This is a genomic window from Streptomyces sp. NPDC012508, from assembly GCF_042902595.1.
GTDB lineage: Bacteria > Actinomycetota > Actinomycetes > Streptomycetales > Streptomycetaceae > Streptomyces.
The window spans coordinates 340,314-359,823 of the sequence record NZ_JBIBEO010000009.1 but is presented as its reverse complement, the minus strand read 5'-3'; the positions used below and the strand labels follow the sequence as shown (position 1 = coordinate 359,823).

Annotated in this window: 17 protein-coding genes; 2 read left to right on the top strand and 15 right to left on the bottom strand. The window is 71.5% G+C overall.

The features are described from left to right. Positions 1-63: 63 nt before the first annotated feature. Positions 64-996 carry a methionyl-tRNA formyltransferase gene (gene fmt, locus ACFY8U_RS29700; RefSeq protein ID WP_361445136.1) on the bottom strand — a complete coding sequence of 311 codons (933 nt, stop codon included), beginning with the start codon at positions 994-996 and terminating at the stop codon, positions 64-66. Positions 997-1,258: 262 nt separating this feature from the next. Between fmt and ACFY8U_RS29695 the strand changes: the two genes are divergently transcribed. Next, the gene (locus tag ACFY8U_RS29695; RefSeq protein ID WP_389575348.1) at positions 1,259-1,777 is read left to right on the top strand and encodes a hypothetical protein; all 519 of its coding nucleotides are present in this window, start codon (positions 1,259-1,261) and stop codon (positions 1,775-1,777) included. A gap of 230 nt (positions 1,778-2,007) precedes the next feature. Here the strand turns inward: ACFY8U_RS29695 and ACFY8U_RS29690 are convergent, their stop codons facing one another. The 14 genes from ACFY8U_RS29690 to pyrR form a co-directional block, all read right to left on the bottom strand. Beyond that, a complete protein-coding gene (locus tag ACFY8U_RS29690; protein WP_389575347.1) occupies positions 2,008-4,152 on the bottom strand; it encodes a primosomal protein N' in 2,145 nt (714 codons plus the stop codon). Between the two features lie 109 nt (positions 4,153-4,261). Beyond that, positions 4,262-5,470 carry a methionine adenosyltransferase gene (gene metK / locus ACFY8U_RS29685; protein ID WP_389575346.1) on the bottom strand — a complete coding sequence of 403 codons (1,209 nt, stop codon included), beginning with the start codon at positions 5,468-5,470 and terminating at the stop codon, positions 4,262-4,264. A 212-nt stretch (positions 5,471-5,682) separates the two neighbouring features. Then, a complete protein-coding gene (gene coaBC / locus ACFY8U_RS29680) occupies positions 5,683-6,948 on the bottom strand; it encodes a bifunctional phosphopantothenoylcysteine decarboxylase/phosphopantothenate--cysteine ligase CoaBC (RefSeq protein ID WP_389575345.1) in 1,266 nt (421 codons plus the stop codon). Between the two features lie 127 nt (positions 6,949-7,075). After that, positions 7,076-7,348: a DNA-directed RNA polymerase subunit omega gene (rpoZ, locus tag ACFY8U_RS29675; protein WP_005319902.1), complete on the bottom strand. Its 273-nt coding sequence runs from the start codon at positions 7,346-7,348 to the stop codon at positions 7,076-7,078. A 70-nt stretch (positions 7,349-7,418) separates the two neighbouring features. Continuing rightward, a complete protein-coding gene (gene gmk, locus ACFY8U_RS29670) occupies positions 7,419-7,982 on the bottom strand; it encodes a guanylate kinase (protein WP_361604689.1) in 564 nt (187 codons plus the stop codon). A 49-nt stretch (positions 7,983-8,031) separates the two neighbouring features. After that, the gene (locus tag ACFY8U_RS29665; RefSeq protein ID WP_026246651.1) at positions 8,032-8,355 is read right to left on the bottom strand and encodes an integration host factor; all 324 of its coding nucleotides are present in this window, start codon (positions 8,353-8,355) and stop codon (positions 8,032-8,034) included. 320 nt (positions 8,356-8,675) lie between these two features. After that, positions 8,676-9,512, bottom strand: coding sequence for an orotidine-5'-phosphate decarboxylase (gene pyrF, locus ACFY8U_RS29660; RefSeq protein WP_389575344.1), 837 nt, complete (start codon positions 9,510-9,512; stop codon positions 8,676-8,678). After that, positions 9,509-10,618 (bottom strand): quinone-dependent dihydroorotate dehydrogenase, encoded by a 1,110-nt coding sequence (locus ACFY8U_RS29655; protein ID WP_389575343.1) that lies wholly within the window; start codon positions 10,616-10,618, stop codon positions 9,509-9,511. The genes pyrF and ACFY8U_RS29655 overlap by 4 nt, the downstream gene beginning before the upstream one ends. A gap of 55 nt (positions 10,619-10,673) precedes the next feature. Continuing rightward, positions 10,674-13,982: a carbamoyl-phosphate synthase large subunit gene (carB, locus tag ACFY8U_RS29650; RefSeq protein WP_389575342.1), complete on the bottom strand. Its 3,309-nt coding sequence runs from the start codon at positions 13,980-13,982 to the stop codon at positions 10,674-10,676. Further along, on the bottom strand, positions 13,975-15,117 hold the full coding sequence (gene carA, locus ACFY8U_RS29645) for a glutamine-hydrolyzing carbamoyl-phosphate synthase small subunit (RefSeq protein WP_361604701.1): 1,143 nt from the start codon (positions 15,115-15,117) through the stop codon (positions 13,975-13,977). The genes carB and carA overlap by 8 nt, the downstream gene beginning before the upstream one ends. Next, positions 15,114-15,680, bottom strand: coding sequence for a hypothetical protein (locus ACFY8U_RS29640; RefSeq protein WP_361767269.1), 567 nt, complete (start codon positions 15,678-15,680; stop codon positions 15,114-15,116). The genes carA and ACFY8U_RS29640 overlap by 4 nt, the downstream gene beginning before the upstream one ends. Next, entirely contained in the window at positions 15,677-16,963 is a 1,287-nt protein-coding gene (locus ACFY8U_RS29635; protein ID WP_361767271.1) for a dihydroorotase, read from the bottom strand. The genes ACFY8U_RS29640 and ACFY8U_RS29635 overlap by 4 nt, the downstream gene beginning before the upstream one ends. Positions 16,964-16,965: 2 nt before the next feature. Beyond that, on the bottom strand, positions 16,966-17,946 hold the full coding sequence (locus tag ACFY8U_RS29630) for an aspartate carbamoyltransferase catalytic subunit (protein ID WP_361604709.1): 981 nt from the start codon (positions 17,944-17,946) through the stop codon (positions 16,966-16,968). A 110-nt stretch (positions 17,947-18,056) separates the two neighbouring features. After that, positions 18,057-18,620: a bifunctional pyr operon transcriptional regulator/uracil phosphoribosyltransferase PyrR gene (pyrR, locus tag ACFY8U_RS29625; protein ID WP_361445175.1), complete on the bottom strand. Its 564-nt coding sequence runs from the start codon at positions 18,618-18,620 to the stop codon at positions 18,057-18,059. A gap of 254 nt (positions 18,621-18,874) precedes the next feature. Here pyrR and bldD point away from each other — a divergent pair, with 254 nt between their 5' ends. Then, entirely contained in the window at positions 18,875-19,375 is a 501-nt protein-coding gene (gene bldD, locus ACFY8U_RS29620) for a transcriptional regulator BldD (RefSeq protein WP_015032294.1), read from the top strand. Positions 19,376-19,510: the final 135 nt, after the last annotated feature.

Genomic DNA, 19,510 nt, shown 5'->3' with positions numbered 1-19,510 from the left:
CCCCATGCCGACGTCGGGCGCCTCGGCGGCGATCAGGCCCGAGGCCGGCTCGCCGCCCCCTCGCTAGACGCCCACGCGCTCGCCCGGGGCGATGCGGACGCCGCGGGCCCAGTCGGCGGCCTTCATCGGCTTCTTGCCCTGCGGCTGGACCCAGAGCAGCTCGACGGCGTGCGAGCCGGTGCCGACGTACACGTTGTTCTTGCCCGCCGCGAGCTCGCCGGGCGTGAGGTCCGTACGGTCGGCGACCAGCGCCGCCTGGATCAGCTTGAGGCGCTCGCCGCGGAACACGGTCCACGCGCCCGGGGCGGGCGTGCAGCCGCGCACGACGCGGTCCACGCGCAGCGCCGGGGTCTTCCAGTCGACGTGAGCGTCCTCGACCTGGATCTTGGGCGCGAGGGTGATGCCGTCGGCCGGCTGCGCAACGGCCTTCAGGGTGCCGTCCTCGATGCCGTCCATCGTCGCGGCGAGCAGGCCCGCGCCCGCGAAGGCGAGCCGGGTGAGCAGGTCGCCGCTGGTGTCGGTGGGACGGACGTCCTCGGTGATCACGCCGTAGACCGGTCCGGAGTCGAGCCCCTCCTCGATCTGGAACGTCGACGCGCCCGTCACCTCGTCACCCGCCATGACGGCGTGCTGCACGGGCGCCGCGCCGCGCCACGCGGGCAGCAGCGAGAAGTGCAGATTGACCCAGCCGTGGGCCGGGATGTCGAGGGCGACCTTGGGCAGCAGCGCGCCGTAGGCCACGACTGGGCAGCAGTCCGGGGCGATCTCCCGCAGCCGGGCGAGGAACGCCTCGTCCCGGGGCCGCGTGGGCTTGAGGATCTCGATCCCGGCCTCCTCCGCCCGCTCGGCGACCGGGCTCGCCACCAGGCGCCGGCCGCGGCCGGCGGGGGCGTCGGGGCGGGTGACGACGGCAGCCACCTCGTGCCGGCCGGAGGCGAGCAGGGCATCCAGGGCGGGCACGGCGACCTCGGGGGTGCCTGCGAAGACCAGCTTCACTCGGAAAACCTCGCATCTCGGGGCGATGGGGGTACCCCCCTGCTCGAGCGCAGCCGAGAGCGTGGGGGAGGGCAGCGCACCAGTCTAGAGGCCGTGGCACGAGGGGGCGTACGTGACGGCGAGCGCCCCGCGCATATGCGTGTACGCCCCCGCAGCGTGACCCAACCCGTGGTAGCGCGTTGGTCAAGAGAGATTGACCGAAACGGGCCCGCCCCCTCGTCGTGGCCCGACCCTATTCCACGCCGGTTCGAGAGGCTTAGACATGGCCGACCACGCAACCCACGACGCCCAAGCCCGGGCAAGTCTGCATCTGTTGGTGCGGGACATCGAGCGGGTCCGGCGCCAGGTCGACGCACTGCGCACGCTCACGGCCCAGTTGGGCAATGTCTACCGCCCGCGCCGCTCCGGTCCGTCGACGGGCTTCGTCGTCTACGGACGGGCACCCGCGCCGACCGTCCGGCTCGCCCAGGAGCTGCGGGACAGCGTCGAGACGCTGGTGACGGCGGCGGTCGACTTCGACCGCTCGCTGGGGTTCTCGTGGGACGCGGTGGGCTCGGCGCTCGGGGTCACGAAGCAGGCTGTCCACCGCCGTTACGGCTCCCGTCGCGCGCCTCAGCCGGGGGCCGTGGTGGAGCAGGAGCGCACCCCGGAGCCGGGAACGACGCGCACGCTCCCGGTGGTGCCGCCGGCCCGCACGATGCCGCCGCAGCCGACGCCCGCGGCCCCGTCCCTCCGTGAGGACTCCCGCACCTCGGCCTTCCCGGGCCCCCGCAACGGCTGACCCGGCACGCCCGCCTGCCGTGTGGGCAACCGCCCCGCTGGGACGGTGCCCACCCTCCCCCACCCCGTTGTGTGGGCAACTGTCCCGCTGGGGCGGGACGGGTGGGCACACGGGACGGCGCCCTTGCCGGGCCCAGGCACCCCGTGCCTGGCGGTGCCCCCAGGTGCGGCGCCGTCGTGGGTTGAGGGTGGACAGGGCCGGCGGCGCCGGCCCTCGCGGCCCGCCCCGCTTCAGCCGATGTCCGGCGGGTCCACCCGCACCCGTACCGGTTCCCCCCCACCTCGCGCCAGCCGCGCCGCCTGCGCCTTCTTCAGAGCCGCCGCCAACGCCGCGCCGTTGCCCGGGGGAACGCGGACCAGGGCACGTTCCCACTGCTCGCCCGGCGGGGTGTCCCCCGGGCGGCGAGGTCCCCCGGGCCGTACGACGGGCAGCGGAACCGGGCCCAACACCTCCGCGTCGCCGGGCAGTTCGGCCGCCGCGAGGAACGCCGCGACCGCCTCCGGCAGGCCGGAGACCGCCGCCATCCGGGACACCGGCGGGAAGCCCAGCTCCGCCCGCTCCGCCAGCTCGCGCTGGGCGTGGCCGACGGGATCCCACCGCACCAGCGCCTGCACCGGCCGCAGCGTGGGCTCCGCGACCACCACCACCGTGCCGCCTTCACCCTGCCCCCGTACCAGCGAGGCCGCGTCGATCCAGCGCCGCAGCGCCTCCTCCCCCGCCCGCAGATCGGGACGGCCGAGCATCGCCCAGCCGTCGAGGAGCAGCGCGGCCGCGTAGCCACCCTCGGCGACCGGCTCCGCGCCCGGTGTGGACACCACGAGCGCGGGGCGTCCGGGCACGGTGTCCAGGACGTGGTCCCGTCCCGACGTCCGTACCGGCACGGCCGGGAACGCCCGGCCCAGCTCCTCCGCCGTACGCCGCGCCCCCACGATCTGGGCCCGCAGCCGCGTCGCACCGCACGCCACGCAGTGCCAGTCCGGCGCGCCGAGCCCGCACCAGCCGCACCGCAGCTCCTGTTGCTCGGGTGCCTCCAGGGGTCCGGCGCAGTGCCGGCAGCGGGCGGGCGTCCGGCAGCGCTCGCACGCCAGCCTCGGTACGTAACCCCGCCGCGGCACCTGGACGAGCACGGGGCCGGTCTTCAGGCCCTCCCGTACGGTCTCCCAGGCCAGCGACGGCAGCCGCGCGGCGCGCGCCGCCTCGTCGCGGGCGAGCAGTTCGTCCCCCACGGTCCGTACCAGCGGGGCGGCGACGCGTACCTGATCGCGGCCGGCGACGATCGGCGAGGCCCAGCCGGACTCCACGAGCTGCGCGGCCTCGACGGTGCAGCTGGTCGAGCCGAGCAGAAACGCGCACTTGTCGTGGGCGGCACGCAGCAGCAGGACGTCGCGCGCGTGGGGCTGCGGGGCGTGGAGCTCGCTGTGGCTGCCGTCCCCGTCGTCCCAGATCGCGACGAGCCCGAGGTCGCGGACGGGCGCGAACATCGCCGCACGCGTACCGACGACCGCCCGCACGGAGCCCCGCCGTACCGCCAGCCACTGGGCGTACCGCTTCTCCGGTCCGGTCTCCGCCGTGAGCAGCGCGTGCCGCCCGGGCCCCAGGAGGGCCGCCAGCGCCGCGTCCACGCGCGCGGCCGCCCGCCCGTCGGGTACGACGACCAGCGCGCCCCGCCCGGAGGCGAGCGTCGCTCCTACGGCCCGGGCCAGCTCCTCGGCCCAGTACGGCCCCGGCAGAGCGTTCCACACGGCGCGCGGCGCGCCACCCCGGGCCAGGGCGTCCAGGAACCCCGGTCCGCGTTCGTACCGCGCCCAGGTGCCCGCCTCGGGCGCTGCGGGCGGGGGCAGTGGCTCCGGGGAGGCTTTCCCCTCGGCCCGCGCGCTCCGGGGCGGAATCGCGAGCTGGAGCACGTCCGCCAGGCTCCCCGCGTACCGGTCGGCGACGGCCCGGGCGAGCCCCAGGAGCTCGGCGCTCAGCACCGGCTCGGGCGACACGACGTCGGCGAGCGCGGCAAGGGCGCCCTTGTAGTCCGATTCGGCCCGCCGCTCGACGAGGAACCCGTCGATCAGCCGCCCGCCCTCGCGCCGCCCGTCCCTGACCTGATGCGCCCCGGCCCCGAACCGCACCCGCACCCGCACCCCGGGCTGCGCGACGGCGTCCAGCTCCTCGGGCACGGCGTAGTCGAAGAACTGGTCGAGATGGAGCACTCCCTTGTTGACCACCACCCGCGCGACGGGCAGCTCCTTGGCCAGCGTGGCCCCCCGCCACGTCCGCGGCTTGGCCCGCGGCACCTTCGCCTTCCGCACGGACTCCCGAATGAGCGCGAGCTGCTCGTGCGAATCACCGGCCGCACCCTCGGGCGTCTCGTTCTCGCTGCTCACAGCCCCATACCTACCAGACCGCACTGACAACCGTGACGGGGCCGGACGCACGGAAGCCCGGCGCCCCCGAGGGGTGCCGGGCTTCCGTGGCGTCGTGCCGAGGCGCGGGTTACAGGCCCGCGGCCTTGCGGAGGGCGTCCACGCGGTCCGTGCGCTCCCAGGTGAAGTCGGGGAGCTCGCGGCCGAAGTGGCCGTACGCCGCGGTCTGGGCGTAGATCGGGCGGAGCAGGTCGAGGTCGCGGATGATCGCGGCCGGGCGGAGGTCGAAGACCTCGCCGATGGCGTTCTCGATCTTCTCGGTCTCGATCGTGTTCGTGCCGAAGGTCTCCACGAAGAGACCGACGGGCTCCGCCTTGCCGATCGCGTACGCGACCTGGACCTCGCAGCGCGAGGCGAGGCCGGCGGCCACGACGTTCTTGGCGACCCAGCGCATCGCGTAGGCGGCCGAGCGGTCGACCTTGGACGGGTCCTTGCCGGAGAAGGCACCGCCGCCGTGGCGGGCCATGCCGCCGTACGTGTCGATGATGATCTTGCGACCGGTGAGGCCGGCGTCGCCCATCGGACCGCCGATCTCGAAGCGGCCGGTCGGGTTGACCAGGAGGCGGTAGCCGTCGACGTCCAGCTTGATGCCGTCCTCGACGAGCTGCTTCAGGACGTGCTCGACGACGAACTCACGGATGTCGGGCGCGAGCAGCGACTCGAGGTCGATGTCCGAGGCGTGCTGCGAGGAGACCACGACCGTGTCGAGGCGGACGGCCTTGTCACCGTCGTACTCGACGGTGACCTGGGTCTTGCCGTCGGGGCGCAGGTACGGGATCGTCCCGTTCTTGCGGACCTCGGTCAGGCGGCGGGAGAGCCGGTGCGCGAGGTAGATCGGGAGCGGCATCAGCTCCGGGGTCTCGTCCGACGCGTAGCCGAACATCAGGCCCTGGTCGCCGGCGCCCTGCTTGTCCAGCTCGTCCTCGTCGCCCTCGACGCGCTTCTCGTACGCCGTGTCGACGCCCTGCGCGATGTCCGGGGACTGCGACCCGATGGAGACCGAGACGCCGCAGGAGGCGCCGTCGAAGCCCTTCTTCGAGGAGTCGTACCCGATCTCGAGGATCTTGTTCCGAACGAGGGTGGGGATGTCGGCCCACGCCTTCGTGGTGACCTCACCGGCGACGTGCACGAGGCCGGTGGTGATCAGCGTCTCGACGGCCACGCGGGAGGTGGGGTCCTCGCGGAGGAGCGCGTCGAGAATGGTGTCGCTGATCTGGTCAGCGATCTTGTCGGGGTGACCTTCGGTCACGGACTCCGAAGTGAACAGACGACGGGACACAATGCTCCCTGGGGTTGCAGCGGCTGCTGGCTGAACAATGTCGGACGGCAGGGGGCTGCGCCCCGCGTCGTACCAAGAACAGTCTATCGGGCGTCGTCAGCCATTGGGCCAGGTGTCTCGGAAGATGGGAGCGTCGCGCTCGCCGATTCCGGTCCGGTCCGCTCCGCTCCCACCGGCTCGGATCGCCCGCTTGGACCGGATTCCCGGGGAATTCACTCGGCTGGGACGGTGAAATCCGGCCGCGAGTGAGATTTCCCCGAATTCTCGCCGGGAACGGACCGCAGGCGGGGTGCGACGAGGTCCCAGACCTTCTCGGCGAGGGCTTCCTTCGGCCCGTACGGCACGGGCGTGTCGGAGCCGTCGGTGGCGAGGATCACGGCCTCGTTCTCCTCGGAGCCGAAGGTCTTGCGCTCGCCCACCTCGTTGACCACGAGCAGGTCGCAGCCCTTGCGGCGGAGCTTCTCGCGGCCGTTGGCCAGGACGTCGTCCGTCTCGGCGGCGAAGCCCACGACCACCTGGCCCGGCAGGGCCCGGTCGGCCGAGATCTCGGCGAGGATGTCGGGGTTGCGGACCAGCTCGACGACCGGGGCCTCGACGTCGTCCCGCTTCTTGATCTTGCCGGGGGCGTAGACGGCGGGGCGGAAGTCGGCGACGGCGGCGGCCATGACCACCGCGTCGGCGTCGGCCGCAGCCTTGAGGACGGCCTCGCGCAGCTGGACCGCGGTGCCGACGTGGACGACGTCGACCCCGGCGGGGTCGGGGATGCCGGTGTTGGCCTCGACGAGCGTGACCCGGGCGCCGCGGGCGGCAGCGGCCTTGGCCAGGGCGTAGCCCTGCTTGCCGGAGGAACGGTTGCCCAGGTAGCGGACCGGGTCGAGGGGCTCGCGGGTGCCGCCCGCGCTGACCACGACATGGCGGCCGACAAGGTCGGGGGCTGCCGTGCCGCGCGAGAGGATCCGACGGCAGACCTCGAAGATCTCGCCGGGGTCCGGCAGCCGGCCTTTGCCGGTGTCGACGCCGGTCAGCCGGCCGACGGCGGGCTCGATGACGACGGCGCCGCGCCGGCGCAGCGTGGCCACGTTCTCCTGGGTGGCGGGGTGCTCCCACATCTCGGTGTGCATCGCCGGGGCGAAGACGACCGGACAGCGGGCGGTGAGCAGCGTGTTCGTCAGCAGGTCGTCGGCGAGGCCGTGCGCGGCCTTGGCGAGCATGTCGGCGGTGGCGGGGGCCACGACGACGAGGTCGGCGCCCTGCCCGATCCGTACGTGCGGGACCTCGTGGACGGACTCCCACACCTCGGTGGAGACGGGGTTGCCGGAGAGGGCGGACCAGGTGGCCGCGCCCACGAAGTTCAGGGCGGAGGCCGTCGGCACGACGCGGACGTCGTGACCCGACTCGGTCAGCCGCCGGAGCAGCTCACAGGCCTTGTAGGCGGCGATGCCGCCGCTGACGCCCAGAACGACCTTCGGCTTGGTCACCACTGCCACTCCCCGCACTCGGAATGCGTCATCGGATGCGTACGGATGCGTACGACTCCATGAGACACCACAGGCCCGGCGGATGTTCCGCCGGGCCTGTGGTGACGAACGTTACGTTCGTACGTGCTTACTGCGCCGGGCCCTCGATGGCCTCGGAGGTCAGCAGACCCGCGTTGATCTCGCGCAGGGCGATCGAGAGCGGCTTCTCGTGGACGTGGGTGTCGACGAGCGGACCGACGTACTCGAGCAGGCCCTCGCCGAGCTGCGAGTAGTACGCGTTGATCTGACGCGCGCGCTTGGCCGCGTAGATCACGAGGCTGTACTTCGAGTCGGTGGCCTCGAGCAGCTCGTCGATCGGCGGGTTGATGATGCCCTCGGGCGCGGTGATGGAAGAGGACACGCTCTAGCCTTCCGAAGAAACTTCTGGGTGAGCTGATCGGGATGATCAGATCCAGGTGATCAGAAAAAGATCAAACAACGTTCATCAAGGCTAGCAGCTCACGCGCCACGTCCTCGACGGAGGTGTTGACCAGGGTGGTGTCGAACTCCGTCTCGGCGGCCAGTTCGATCTTCGCGGCCTCCAGCCGGCGCTCGATGACCTCGGGCGACTCGGTGCCGCGGCCGGTGAGCCGGCGGACCAGCTCGTCCCAGCTCGGCGGGGCCAGGAAGACCAGCTGCGAGTCCGGCATGGACTCCTTGACCTGCCGGGCGCCCTGGAGGTCGATCTCCAGGAGGACCGGCTCACCGGCCTCCAGGCGCTCCAGAACCGCCTGACGCGGCGTGCCGTAGCGGTTGCCCGCGAACTCGGCCCATTCGAGGAGTTCCCCGTTGGCGACCAGCTTGTCGAATTCGTCGTCCGTGACGAAGAAGTACTGGACGCCGTGCTTCTCGCCGGGGCGCGGCTTTCGTGTCGTGGCCGACACCGAGAGCCAGACCTCGGGGTGGACCTTGCGCATATGAGCGACGACCGTGCTCTTACCCACCCCGGAGGGGCCGGAGAGCACGGTCAGCCGCGGACGTACCTCTGCTGCCATGCAGCGATTATTCCAGCTTTACGGGGGTGCCTGGGACGGCGGTCCCGTCTCAGGCGCCGGTGCTGCCGAACTCGCGCTCCAGGGAGGCGATCTGGTTGGAACCGAGCCCGCGCACACGACGGCTCTCGGAGATCCCGAGCCGCTCCATGATCTGCTTGGCGCGGACCTTGCCCACGCCGGGGAGGGACTCGAGCAGCGCGGAGACCTTCATCTTGCCGATGACGTCGTTCTCCTGGCCCTGCTTGATGACCTCGTGGAGGGAGGCGCCGGAGTGCTTGAGTCGATTCTTGACCTCGGCCCGCTCCCGGCGAGCCGCGGCGGCCTTTTCGAGCGCGGCTGCGCGCTGTTCAGGGGTAAGGGGCGGAAGAGCCACGCCTACGTCACCTCGGATGTCGAACTGTCGGATACGGACCGGTGAGGACCTAGTCGCCCCACACCAGTGGAGCAGCGATCAACGCAAGTGGCCGTCGAACGCTGGCTCTGCCCCGGAGACTAGCGGCCAATGTCTCTCCAGTCAGCGAGAACAAGCGAAAAGTCCTGGTCAGCATCGACCGACCAGGACTTTTCCGGCATAACAACCGGGTTTTAGGTAAGGATCTTGTCAAGTATTGAGACGGCCCTCACCTGCGGGTTGGCCCGGCGGCCCGCTTCGGCGGCGTCGGACGGCCGCGGCGTGGGCGGCACCGGTCGCCGTCAGACGGCGACCGCCTCGCGGATCTCGGTCGCGTAGCGCTCCGCCGAGGCGCGCAGGGCGGCGGCGTCCGGACCGTGCTTCAGGACGCCCCGGCTGACGTTGGGGACCACGTTGCGGACCGCCGCACCGAAGACCGCGGGGAGGTCGGCCGGGGTCGCGCCCTGGGCACCGAGGCCGGGGGCGAGGATCGGGCCGTTGATGTCCAGGTCGAACGAGGAGAGATCGCCCAGCGTCGCGCCGACCACCGCGCCGAAGGAGCCCATGGGGGTCTCCCCCGCGTTCTCCTCGGCGAGGTGGGCCAGCATGGTGGCGCCGATGGTGCGCCCGTCCTCGCGGACGGCCCGCTGGACCTCGGCGCCCTCCGGGTTGGACGTGAGGGCCAGGACGAAGAGGCCCGCGCCGGACTCCCTCGCCAGGTCGACGGCCGGCTGCAGGGAGCCGTATCCGAGGTACGGCGAGACCGTGAGCGCGTCCGAGAAGAGCGGGGAGTCCTTGCGCAGGAAGGCCTCGGCGTACGCGGCCATGGTGGAGCCGATGTCCCCGCGCTTGGCGTCCATGACCACCAGGCCGCCCGCGGCCCGCAGCTCGGCGACGGCACGTTCCAGGACGGCGACACCGCGCGAGCCGAAGCGCTCGAAGAACGCGGACTGCGGCTTGAAGACGGCGACGCTCTCCGCGAGCGCCTCGACGACCGTGAACGTGAAGCGCTCCAGGCCCGCGATGTCGTCGTCCAGGCCCCAGGAGGCCAGCAGGGCGGCGTGCGGGTCGATGCCGACGCAGAGCGGGCCGCGCTCGTCCATGGCCGAGCGCAGGCGGGTTCCGAAGGAGAGGGTCACTTCACGGCCTTTCGGTTGTCGGCGCCGACGGCCTCGGCGAGGGTGGCGTACGGGGAGGCGGCGAGGCGCGCGGCGAGGCCCTTGTGGATCGCGCGGGCGTAGAACGGGCCCTCGTAGATGAAGGCGCTGTAGCCCTGGATCAGGGTGGCGCCGGCCAGGATGCGCTGCCAGGCGTCCTCGGCGTTCTCGATGCCGCCGACACCCACGAGGACGAGGCGGTCGCCCACGCGCGCGTGGAGGCGCCTGAGCACGGCCAGGGAGCGCTCCTTGACCGGGGCGCCGGACAGACCGCCGGTCTCCTTCACCAGAGCCGGGTCGGACTTCAGGCCGAGGCCCTCCCGGGCGATGGTGGTGTTGGTGGCGATGATGCCGTCGAGGCCGAGCTCCAGGGCCAGGTCGGCGACGGCGTCGACGTCCTCGTCGGCCAGGTCGGGGGCGATCTTGACCAGGAGCGGGACGCGGCGGTCGGTGACCGTGCGGTCGGCCGCCTCGCGTACCGCGGTGAGCAGCGGGCGCAGGGACTCGGTGGCCTGGAGGTTGCGCAGGCCCGGGGTGTTAGGGGAGGAGACGTTGACGACCAGGTAGTCGGCGTACCGGGCGAGGCGCTCGGTGGACTTCACGTAGTCGGCGGCGGCCTCGGCCTCCGGGACGACCTTGGTCTTGCCGATGTTGACGCCCACGACGGTCTTGAAGACCGGCACGCGCGCGTGGAGGCGTTCGGCGACGGCGGCGGAGCCCTCGTTGTTGAATCCCATGCGGTTGATGAGCGCGCGGTCCGGGACCAGCCGGAAGAGCCGTTTCTTGGGGTTGCCGGGCTGGGCCTCGCCGGTGACCGTGCCGATCTCGATGTGGTCGAAGCCGAGCATCGACATGCCGTCGATGGCGACGGCGTTCTTGTCGAAGCCGGCCGCGAGGCCGAAGGGGCCGTGCATGCGCAGGCCGAGGGCCTCGGTGCGCAGCTCCTTGTACCGGGGCGCGAGCACGGCTGCGACGAAGGTGCGGAGCACCGGGACGCGGGCGGCCAGGCGGATCCAGCGGAAGGCCAGGTGGTGGGCCTGCTCCGGGTCCATCCGCTTGAAGACGAGGTCGAAGAAGAACTTGTACATGTGGGTGTCCTCAGCAAGAGGGGGACACCGTTTCCGGTGTCCCCCTCGTGGGTTGCTAGTCGCGGGCCGCGGTCAGGTGTTCCGCGTGTTCCTGGAGCGAGCGGACGCCGACGTCGCCGTGGCCCAGCGCCTCGATGCCCTGGACGGCGGCGGCGAGCGCCTGGACCGTGGTGAGGCACGGGACGGAGCGGGCGACCGCCGCCGTACGGATGTCGTAGCCGTCGAGGCGGCCACCGGTGCCGTACGGGGTGTTGACGATCAGGTCGACCTGGCCGTCGTGGATGAGCTGGACGATCGTCTTCTCGCCGTTCGGGCCCTCGCCCTCGGACTGCTTGCGCACGATCGTGGCGTTGATGCCGTTGCGCTTGAGCACCTCCGCCGTGCCGGAGGTGGCCATCAGCTCGAAGCCGTGGGCGACCAGCTCGCGCGCCGGGAAGATCATCGAGCGCTTGTCGCGGTTGGCGACGGAGATGAAGGCGCGGCCCTTGGTGGGCAGCGGGCCGTAGGCGCCGGCCTGCGACTTGGCGTACGCCGTGCCGAAGACGGTGTCGATGCCCATGACCTCGCCGGTGGAGCGCATCTCCGGGCCGAGGACGGTGTCCACGCCGCGGCCCTGGATGTCGCGGAAGCGGGTCCACGGCATCACGGCCTCCTTGACGGAGATCGGCGCGTCGAGCGGCAGGGTGCCGCCGTCGCCGGTCTTCGGGAGCAGGCCCTCCTCGCGCAGCTCGGCGATGGTGGCGCCGAGCGAGATGCGGGCGGCGGCCTTCGCCAGCGGTACGGCGGTCGCCTTCGAGGTGAAGGGGACGGTCCGGGAGGCGCGCGGGTTGGCCTCGAGGACGTACAGGATGTCGCCGGCCATCGCGAACTGGATGTTGATCAGGCCGCGCACGCCGACGCCCTTGGCGATGGCCTCCGTGGAGGCGCGCAGGCGCTTGATGTCGAAGCCGCCGAGGGTGATCGGGGGCAGGGCGCAGGCCGAGTCGCCGGAGTGGATGCCGGCTTCCTCGATGTGCTCCATGACGCCGCCGAGGTAGAGCTCGTGGCCGTCGTAGAGGGCGTCGACGTCGATCTCGATGGCGTCGTCGAGGAAGCGGTCGACCAGGACCGGCCGGGTGGGGCTGATCTCGGTGGACTCGGCGATGTACGACTCCAGGCGGGTCTCGTCGTAGACGATCTCCATGCCGCGGCCGCCGAGCACGTACGAGGGGCGTACGAGGACGGGGTAGCCGATCTCGTCGGCGATGGCCTTGGCGCCGGCGAAGGTGGTCGCGGTGCCGTGCTTGGGGGCCGGGAGGCCCGCCTCGGCGAGGACCTGGCCGAAGGCGCCGCGGTCCTCGGCGGCGTGGATGGCCTCCGGGGAGGTGCCGACGACCGGCACGCCGTTGTCCTTGAGCGCCTGGGAGAGGCCCAGGGGGGTCTGGCCGCCGAGCTGGACGACGACACCGGCGACGGGGCCGGCCAGCGTCTCGGCGTGCACGATCTCCAGGACGTCCTCGAGCGTCAGCGGCTCGAAGTACAGGCGGTCGGAGGTGTCGTAGTCGGTGGAGACGGTCTCCGGGTTGCAGTTGACCATCACGGTCTCGTAGCCGGCGTCGCTCAGGGCGAAGGAGGCGTGGACGCAGGAGTAGTCGAACTCGATGCCCTGGCCGATGCGGTTCGGGCCGGAGCCGAGGATGATCACGGCGGGCTTGGTGCGCGGCGCGACCTCGCTCTCCTCGTCGTACGAGGAGTAGAAGTACGGGGTCTTGGCGGCGAACTCGGCGGCGCAGGTGTCGACCGTCTTGTAGACCGGGCGGACGCCGAGCGCGTGCCGGACCTCACGGACGACGTCCTCGCGCAGGCCGCGGATCTCGGCGATCTGGACGTCGGAGAAGCCGTGGCGCTTGGCCTCGGCGAGCAGCTCGGGGTGGAGCTTCTCGGCCTCGACGAGCTCGTCGGCGATCTCCTTGATGAGGAAGAGCTGGTCGACGAACCAGGGGTCGATCTTCGTGGCCTCGAAGACCTCCTCGGGGGTGGCCCCGGCGCGGATGGCCTGCATGACGGTGTTGATGCGGCCGTCGGTCGGGCGGACCGCCTCGCTCAGCAGCTCGGCCTTGTCCCCGGGCTCGCCGACGAAGGTGAACTGCGAGCCCTTCTTCTCCAGGGAGCGCAGGGCCTTCTGCAGCGCCTCGGTGAAGTTACGGCCGATGGCCATGGCCTCGCCGACGGACTTCATGGTCGTGGTCAGCGTGGAGTCGGCCTGCGGGAACTTCTCGAAGGCGAATCGCGGGGCCTTGACGACGACGTAGTCGAGCGTGGGCTCGAAGGACGCCGGGGTCTTCTCCGTGATGTCGTTGGGGATCTCGTCCAGCGTGTAGCCGACGGCGAGACGCGCCGCGATCTTCGCGATCGGGAAACCGGTCGCCTTGGAGGCCAGAGCGGAGGAGCGGGAGACGCGCGGGTTCATCTCGATGACGATGATCCGGCCGTCGTCCGGGTTGACCGCGAACTGGATGTTGCAGCCGCCGGTGTCGACGCCGACCTCGCGGATGATCGCGATGCCGATGTCGCGCAGCCGCTGGTACTCGCGGTCGGTGAGGGTCATCGCCGGGGCGACGGTGATCGAGTCACCGGTGTGGACGCCCATCGGGTCGAAGTTCTCGATGGAGCAGACGACCACGACGTTGTCGTTCTTGTCGCGCATCAGCTCCAGCTCGTACTCCTTCCAGCCGAGGATGGACTCCTCCAGGAGCACCTCGGTGGTGGGAGAGAGCGTGAGGCCCTGGCCGGCGATGCGGCGGAGCTCGTCCTCGTCGTGGGCGAAGCCGGAGCCGGCGCCGCCCATGGTGAAGGAGGGGCGCACGACGACGGGGTAGCCGCCGAGCGTGTCGACGCCCTTGAGGACGTCGTCCATGGAGTGGCAGATGACCGAGCGGGCGGACTCGCCGTAGCCGATCTTGGCCTTGACGGCCTCGACGACGCCCTTGAAGAGGTCGCGGTCCTCGCCCTTGTGGATGGCCTCCACGTTGGCGCCGATGAGCTCGACGCCGTACTTCTCCAGGACACCCTGCTCGTGCATGGAGATCGCGGTGTTGAGCGCGGTCTGGCCGCCGAGGGTGGGCAGGAGCGCGTCGGGGCGCTCCTTCGCGATGATCTTCTCGACGAACTCGGGGGTGATCGGCTCGACGTAGGTGGCGTCGGCGATCTCCGGGTCGGTCATGATCGTCGCCGGGTTGGAGTTCACCAGGATGACCCGCAGGCCCTCGGCCTTGAGGATGCGGCAGGCCTGGGTCCCGGAGTAGTCGAACTCGGCGGCCTGGCCGATGACGATCGGGCCGGAGCCGATGACCAGGACGGACTGGATATCGGTGCGCTTAGGCACGCTCGGCCTCCATCAGGGATACGAAACGGTCGAAGAGGTACGCGGCGTCGTGCGGGCCCGCGGCCGCCTCGGGGTGGTACTGGACGGAGAAGGCCGGCTGGTCGAGCAGCTGGAGGCCTTCCACCACGTTGTCGTTCAGGCAGACGTGCGAGACCTCGGCACGCCCGTAGGGGGTCTCGGAGACCTTGTCGAGGGGCGCGTCGACGGCGAAGCCGTGGTTGTGCGCGGTGACCTCGACCTTGCCGGTCGTACGGTCCTGCACCGGCTGGTTGATGCCGCGGTGGCCGTACTTCAGCTTGTAGGTGCCGAAGCCGAGGGCGCGGCCGAGGATCTGGTTGCCGAAGCAGATGCCGAAGAGCGGGGTCTTTCGCTCCAGGACGGCCTGCATGACGGCGACGGGGCCGTCTGCGGTGGCCGGGTCGCCGGGGCCGTTGGAGAAGAAGACTCCGTCGGGCTGGACGGCGTAGACGTCCTCGGCGGTGGCGGTGGCGGGCAGCACGTGCACCTCGATGCCGCGCTCGGCCATGCGGTGCGGGGTCATGCCCTTGATGCCGAGGTCGACGGCGGCGACGGTGAACTTCTTCTCGCCGATCGCGGGGACGACGTACGTCTCCTTGGTGGCGACCTCGGCGGAGAGGTTCGCGCCGGTCATCTCGGGGGCCTGGCGGACCTCGGCGAGCATGGTGCCCTCGTCGGGCAGCACGTTGCCGGAGAAGATGCCGACGCGCATGGCGCCGCTCTCGCGCAGGTGGCGGGTGAGGGCGCGGGTGTCGATGCCGGAGATGCCGACGACGCCCTGGGCGGCGAGCTCCTCGTCCAGCGAGCGCTTCGCGCGCCAGTTGGAGGAGACGCGCGCGGGGTCGCGGACGACGTAGCCGGAGACCCAGATGCGGGAGGACTCGGGGTCCTCGTCGTTGACGCCGGTGTTGCCGACGTGCGGCGCGGTCATCACGACGACCTGGCGGTGGTACGACGGGTCGGTCAGGGTCTCCTGGTAGCCGGTCATGCCGGTGGAGAACACGGCCTCGCCGAAGGTCTCCCCCACGGCCCCGTAGGCGCGGCCGCGGAAGATGCGGCCGTCCTCCAGGACGAGTACGGCGGGAACTTTGCCGGTTCCCCGGGTGGAGGTCGTCATCGTGCGGTGCCTTCCGTCGTCTTGATCATGCTGTTCAGGGTCTCGACCCAGGTGGCGTGCTCCGCCGCCCGGTCGGACCGGAAGCCGGAGTCGAGCAGCTTCTCGCCGTGCGCCCACGTGACGATCAGCAGCCCGCCCTCGGCGAGGACCTTGCCCGCGATTCCCTTGTCGAGCCGGGCCTCGCGCAGGGCCGCGGCCGGGATGAGGAAGTCGTTCGCCCCGGGGCGTACGACCTCGATCCCCGCGTCCGTCAGAGTGAGCTCGACGCGGCTGCGGGTGCCGAGGCCGTGGGCGACGATCCGGTCGAGCCACTGCCCGGCCGTGGTCGAGCCGTGGTACCGACCGGTGAGCTTCAGTGTCGCCTCACCGGCGGTCTCGGGCATTCCCGGCAGTTCGGGGAGGTCCGACTGGAGGCTGCCGCGCCACTTCCATCCCTGGCGCATCAGCCAGTAGACGAAGGCGATGAAGAGCAGGAGTCCCGCGACCCAGCCGATCCGCCCGGCCCAGTCGGTCACCTCCGCCGACTTCTTCTCGGCCTCGGCGGCGAGTTCGATGAGTGTCACGCCAGCTTCCCGTCGACGAGCGTTGCCCGGCCCCGCAGGAAGGTGTGGGTGATACGTCCCGGCAGCTCGCGGCCCTCGTAGGGGGTGTTGCGGCTGCGGGAGGCGAAGCCCGCGGGGTCCACGGGTCCACGGTATGCCGGATCGACCAGGGTCAGGTTGGCGGGCTCACCTGCCGAGACGGGGCGTCCGTGGCCCTTGGCCTGCCCGATCTCGGCAGGCTTGACGGACATCCGGTCGGCGACGCCGGCCCAGTCGAGGAGTCCGGTCTCGACCATCGTCTGCTGGACGACGGAGAGCGCGGTCTCCAGGCCGACCATGCCCATGGCGGCCGCGGCCCACTCGCAGTCCTTGTCCTCGTGCGGGTGCGGGGCGTGGTCGGTGGCGACGATGTCGATGGTGCCGTCGGCCAGGGCCTCGCGCAGCGCCATCACGTCACGCTCGGTGCGCAGCGGCGGGTTGACCTTGTAGACCGGGTTGTACGAGCGCACCAGCTCGTCGGTGAGGAGGAGGTGGTGCGGGGTGACCTCGGCGGTGACGTCGATGCCGCGGGACTTGGCCCAGCGGACGATCTCGACGGAGCCGGCGGTGGAGAGGTGGCAGATGTGGACCCGGGAGCCGACGTGCTCGGCGAGGAGCACGTCGCGGGCGATGATCGACTCCTCGGCGACGGCCGGCCAGCCGCCGAGACCGAGTTCGGCGGAGACGATGCCCTCGTTCATCTGGGCGCCCTCGGTGAGGCGGGGCTCCTGGGCGTGCTGGGCGACGACGCCGCCGAAGGCCTTCACGTACTCCAGGGCGCGGCGCATCATCACGGCGTCGTCGACGCACTTGCCGTCGTCGGAGAAGACCGTGACGCCGGCGGCGGAGTCGTGCATGGCGCCGAGCTCGGCGAGCTTCTTGCCCTCGAGGCCGACGGTGACGGCGCCGATGGGCTGCACGTCGCAGTAGCCGGACTCCTTGCCGAGCCGGTAGACCTGCTCGACGACACCGGCGGTGTCGGCGACCGGGAAGGTGTTGGCCATCGCGAAGACGGCGGTGTAGCCGCCGGAGGCGGCGGCCCGGGTACCGGTGAGGACGGTCTCGGAGTCCTCACGGCCGGGCTCGCGCAGATGGGTGTGGAGGTCGACCAGGCCGGGCAGCAGGATCCGGCCCTCGGCCTCGATCACCGTCGCGCCCTCGGCGGACAGGCCCGTACCGACCTCGGCGATGGTCTCGCCGTCGATCAGGACGTCCTGCGCCTCGCCGCCCAGCACCTTGGCACCGCGGATAAGAATCTTGCTCATGGTTACTTGCTCTCCTCGGTACGCATGTGACTGACGGCGGGCTCGTTGCCGCCCAGAAGCAGGTAGAGGACGGCCATGCGGATGGAGACGCCGTTGGCGACCTGCTCGACGACCGTGCAGCGGTCGGAGTCGGCGACCTCGGCGGTGATCTCCATGCCGCGGACCATCGGGCCGGGGTGCATGACGATGGCGTGCTCGGGCATCCTCGCCATCCTGTCGCCGTCGAGCCCGTACCGCCGCGAGTACTCGCGCTCGGTCGGGAAGAAGGCCGCGTTCATCCGCTCGCGCTGCACACGCAGCATCATGACGGCGTCGGACTTCGGCAGCACGCTGTCGAGGTCGTAGCTGATGTCGCAGGGCCAGGTCTCGACGCCGACGGGGACGAGCGTGGGCGGGGCCACCAGGGTGACCTCGGCGCCGAGGGTGTGCAGCAGGTCGACGTTGGAGCGGGCGACCCGGCTGTGCAGGACGTCGCCGACGAGCGTGATGCGCTTGCCCGCGAGGTCCTGGCCGAGGCCGGTGTCGCGGCCGACGAGGCGGCGGCGCATGGTGAAGGCGTCCAGCAGGGCCTGGGTGGGGTGCTGGTGGGTGCCGTCGCCGGCGTTGATGACCGGGGCGTCGATCCAGCCGGAGGTGGCGAGCCGGTACGGGGCGCCGGAGGCGCCGTGGCGGATGACGACGGCGTCGACGCCCATCGCCTCCAGGGTCTGCGCGGTGTCCTTGAGGGACTCGCCCTTGGAGACGCTGGAGCCCTTGGCCGCGAAGTTGATCACGTCGGCGGAGAGGCGCTTCTCGGCGGCCTCGAAGGAGATCCGGGTACGGGTGGAGTCCTCGAAGAAGAGGTTGCAGATGGTCCGGCCGCGCAGCGTGGGCAGCTTCTTGATCGGCCGGTCGGCGACCCGCGCCATCTCCTCGGCGGTGTCGAGGATGAGGACGGCGTCGTCGCGCGTGAGGTCGGCGGCCGAGATGAGGTGGCGCATCATCGGGGTGTTCTCCGTGGTCGGGAGGTGGGGGGTCCGGGGGTGTTCCGGGAGACCCCGTCGGGTGCGGGCGCGCAGGGGTGTGCCCTGGACCCGTCGTAAAGCCGGACCGGCTAGGCGGAGGTCTTGCTGCCGAGCAGCACGGTGTCGCGACCGTCCTCCTCGGCGAGCTGGACCTTGACCGTCTCGCGCAGCGACGTGGGGAGGTTCTTGCCGACGTAGTCGGCGCGGATCGGAAGTTCGCGGTGGCCGCGGTCGACGAGGACCGCGAGCTGGACGGCCCTGGGGCGGCCGATGTCGCCGAGCGCGTCGAGCGCGGCGCGGATCGTACGGCCGGAGAAGAGCACGTCGTCGACGAGGACGACCAGCCGGCCGTCGATGCCGTCACCGGGGATCTCGGTGCGGCCGATGGCGCGGGCGGGCTTCATCCGCAGGTCGTCGCGGTACATGGTGATGTCGAGCGAGCCCACCGGGATCTTGCGTCCGGTGATCTCGGCGAGCTTGTCGGCCAGTCGACGGGCGAGGAAGACGCCACGCGTCGGGATGCCGAGGAGGACCACGTCGTCGGCGCCCTTGGCGCGCTCGACGATCTCGTGGGCGATGCGGGTCAGGACCCGCGCGATGTCGGGGCCCTCGAGAACAGGGCGTGCCGCATCGGTGTGCTGCTGTGCGTCCATATGAAACGGACCTCCTTCTCCGCCTCACGGGACGGACCTTAAAGGACGTCGGATTTGCGCCCTCGACTCTACCAGGGGCGGGTGACTGCCCTGCTCACCACCCTGCCGCCACTCCGGGCGCCGTCCCCCGGGAGGGGGCGGTACGGACCATTCGGCTTGACGGAGGAGAGTAACGCTGCGTAACCTCACAGTGAGTTACCAGCCAGGCGGCGGAGCCGCACGTTGTCTACAGCGTCCAGCGTCCGGGGAGCTATATGTCCAGCGAATACGCAAAGCAGCTCGGGGCCAAGCTCCGTGCCATCCGCACCCAGCAGGGCCTTTCCCTCCACGGTGTGGAAGAGAAGTCCCAGGGCCGCTGGAAGGCCGTCGTGGTCGGCTCGTACGAGCGTGGTGACCGCGCCGTGACGGTGCAGCGCCTCGCCGAGCTGGCGGACTTCTACGGCGTCCCGGTGCAGGAGCTCCTGCCGGGCACGACCCCGGGCGGGGCCGCCGAGCCGCCGCCGAAGCTCGTCCTCGACCTGGAGCGGCTTGCCCACGTCCCGCAGGAGAAGGCCGGCCCGCTGCAGCGCTACGCGGCGACGATCCAGTCGCAGCGCGGTGACTACAACGGCAAGGTGCTGTCGATCCGCCAGGACGACCTGCGCACGCTCGCGGTCATCTACGACCAGTCGCCCTCGGTGCTGACCGAGCAGCTGATCAGCTGGGGCGTCCTCGACGCGGACGCGCGCCGCGCGGTCGCTCACGAGGAGAACTGAGAAGAAACGTTGCCGCCGGGGTGGGGGGGGGCGGGGGGGGGCGGGCCCCCCCCCCCGGGGTGTCGGTGTCCCGCGGCCCCCCGCCGGCGGGTGCGCCGCGCCCGCGGCCCCGGCGAAGCCCCCCGGGGGCGCCCC

What these genes read in the sequence shown, in the direction of transcription:
- ACFY8U_RS29695 (WP_389575348.1), top strand. Translation starts at nt 1,259, where the DNA reads ATGGCCGACCACGCAACCCACGACGCCCAAGCCCGGGCAAGTCTGCAT.
- gmk (WP_361604689.1), bottom strand. Translation starts at nt 7,982, where the DNA reads ATGGCAGCAGAGGTACGTCCGCGGCTGACCGTGCTCTCCGGCCCCTCC.
- ACFY8U_RS29655 (WP_389575343.1), bottom strand. Translation starts at nt 10,618, where the DNA reads ATGTACAAGTTCTTCTTCGACCTCGTCTTCAAGCGGATGGACCCGGAG.
- carA (WP_361604701.1), bottom strand. Translation starts at nt 15,117, where the DNA reads ATGACGACCTCCACCCGGGGAACCGGCAAAGTTCCCGCCGTACTCGTC.
- ACFY8U_RS29635 (WP_361767271.1), bottom strand. Translation starts at nt 16,963, where the DNA reads ATGAGCAAGATTCTTATCCGCGGTGCCAAGGTGCTGGGCGGCGAGGCG.
- ACFY8U_RS29630 (WP_361604709.1), bottom strand. Translation starts at nt 17,946, where the DNA reads ATGATGCGCCACCTCATCTCGGCCGCCGACCTCACGCGCGACGACGCC.
- pyrR (WP_361445175.1), bottom strand. Translation starts at nt 18,620, where the DNA reads ATGGACGCACAGCAGCACACCGATGCGGCACGCCCTGTTCTCGAGGGC.
- bldD (WP_015032294.1), top strand. Translation starts at nt 18,875, where the DNA reads ATGTCCAGCGAATACGCAAAGCAGCTCGGGGCCAAGCTCCGTGCCATC.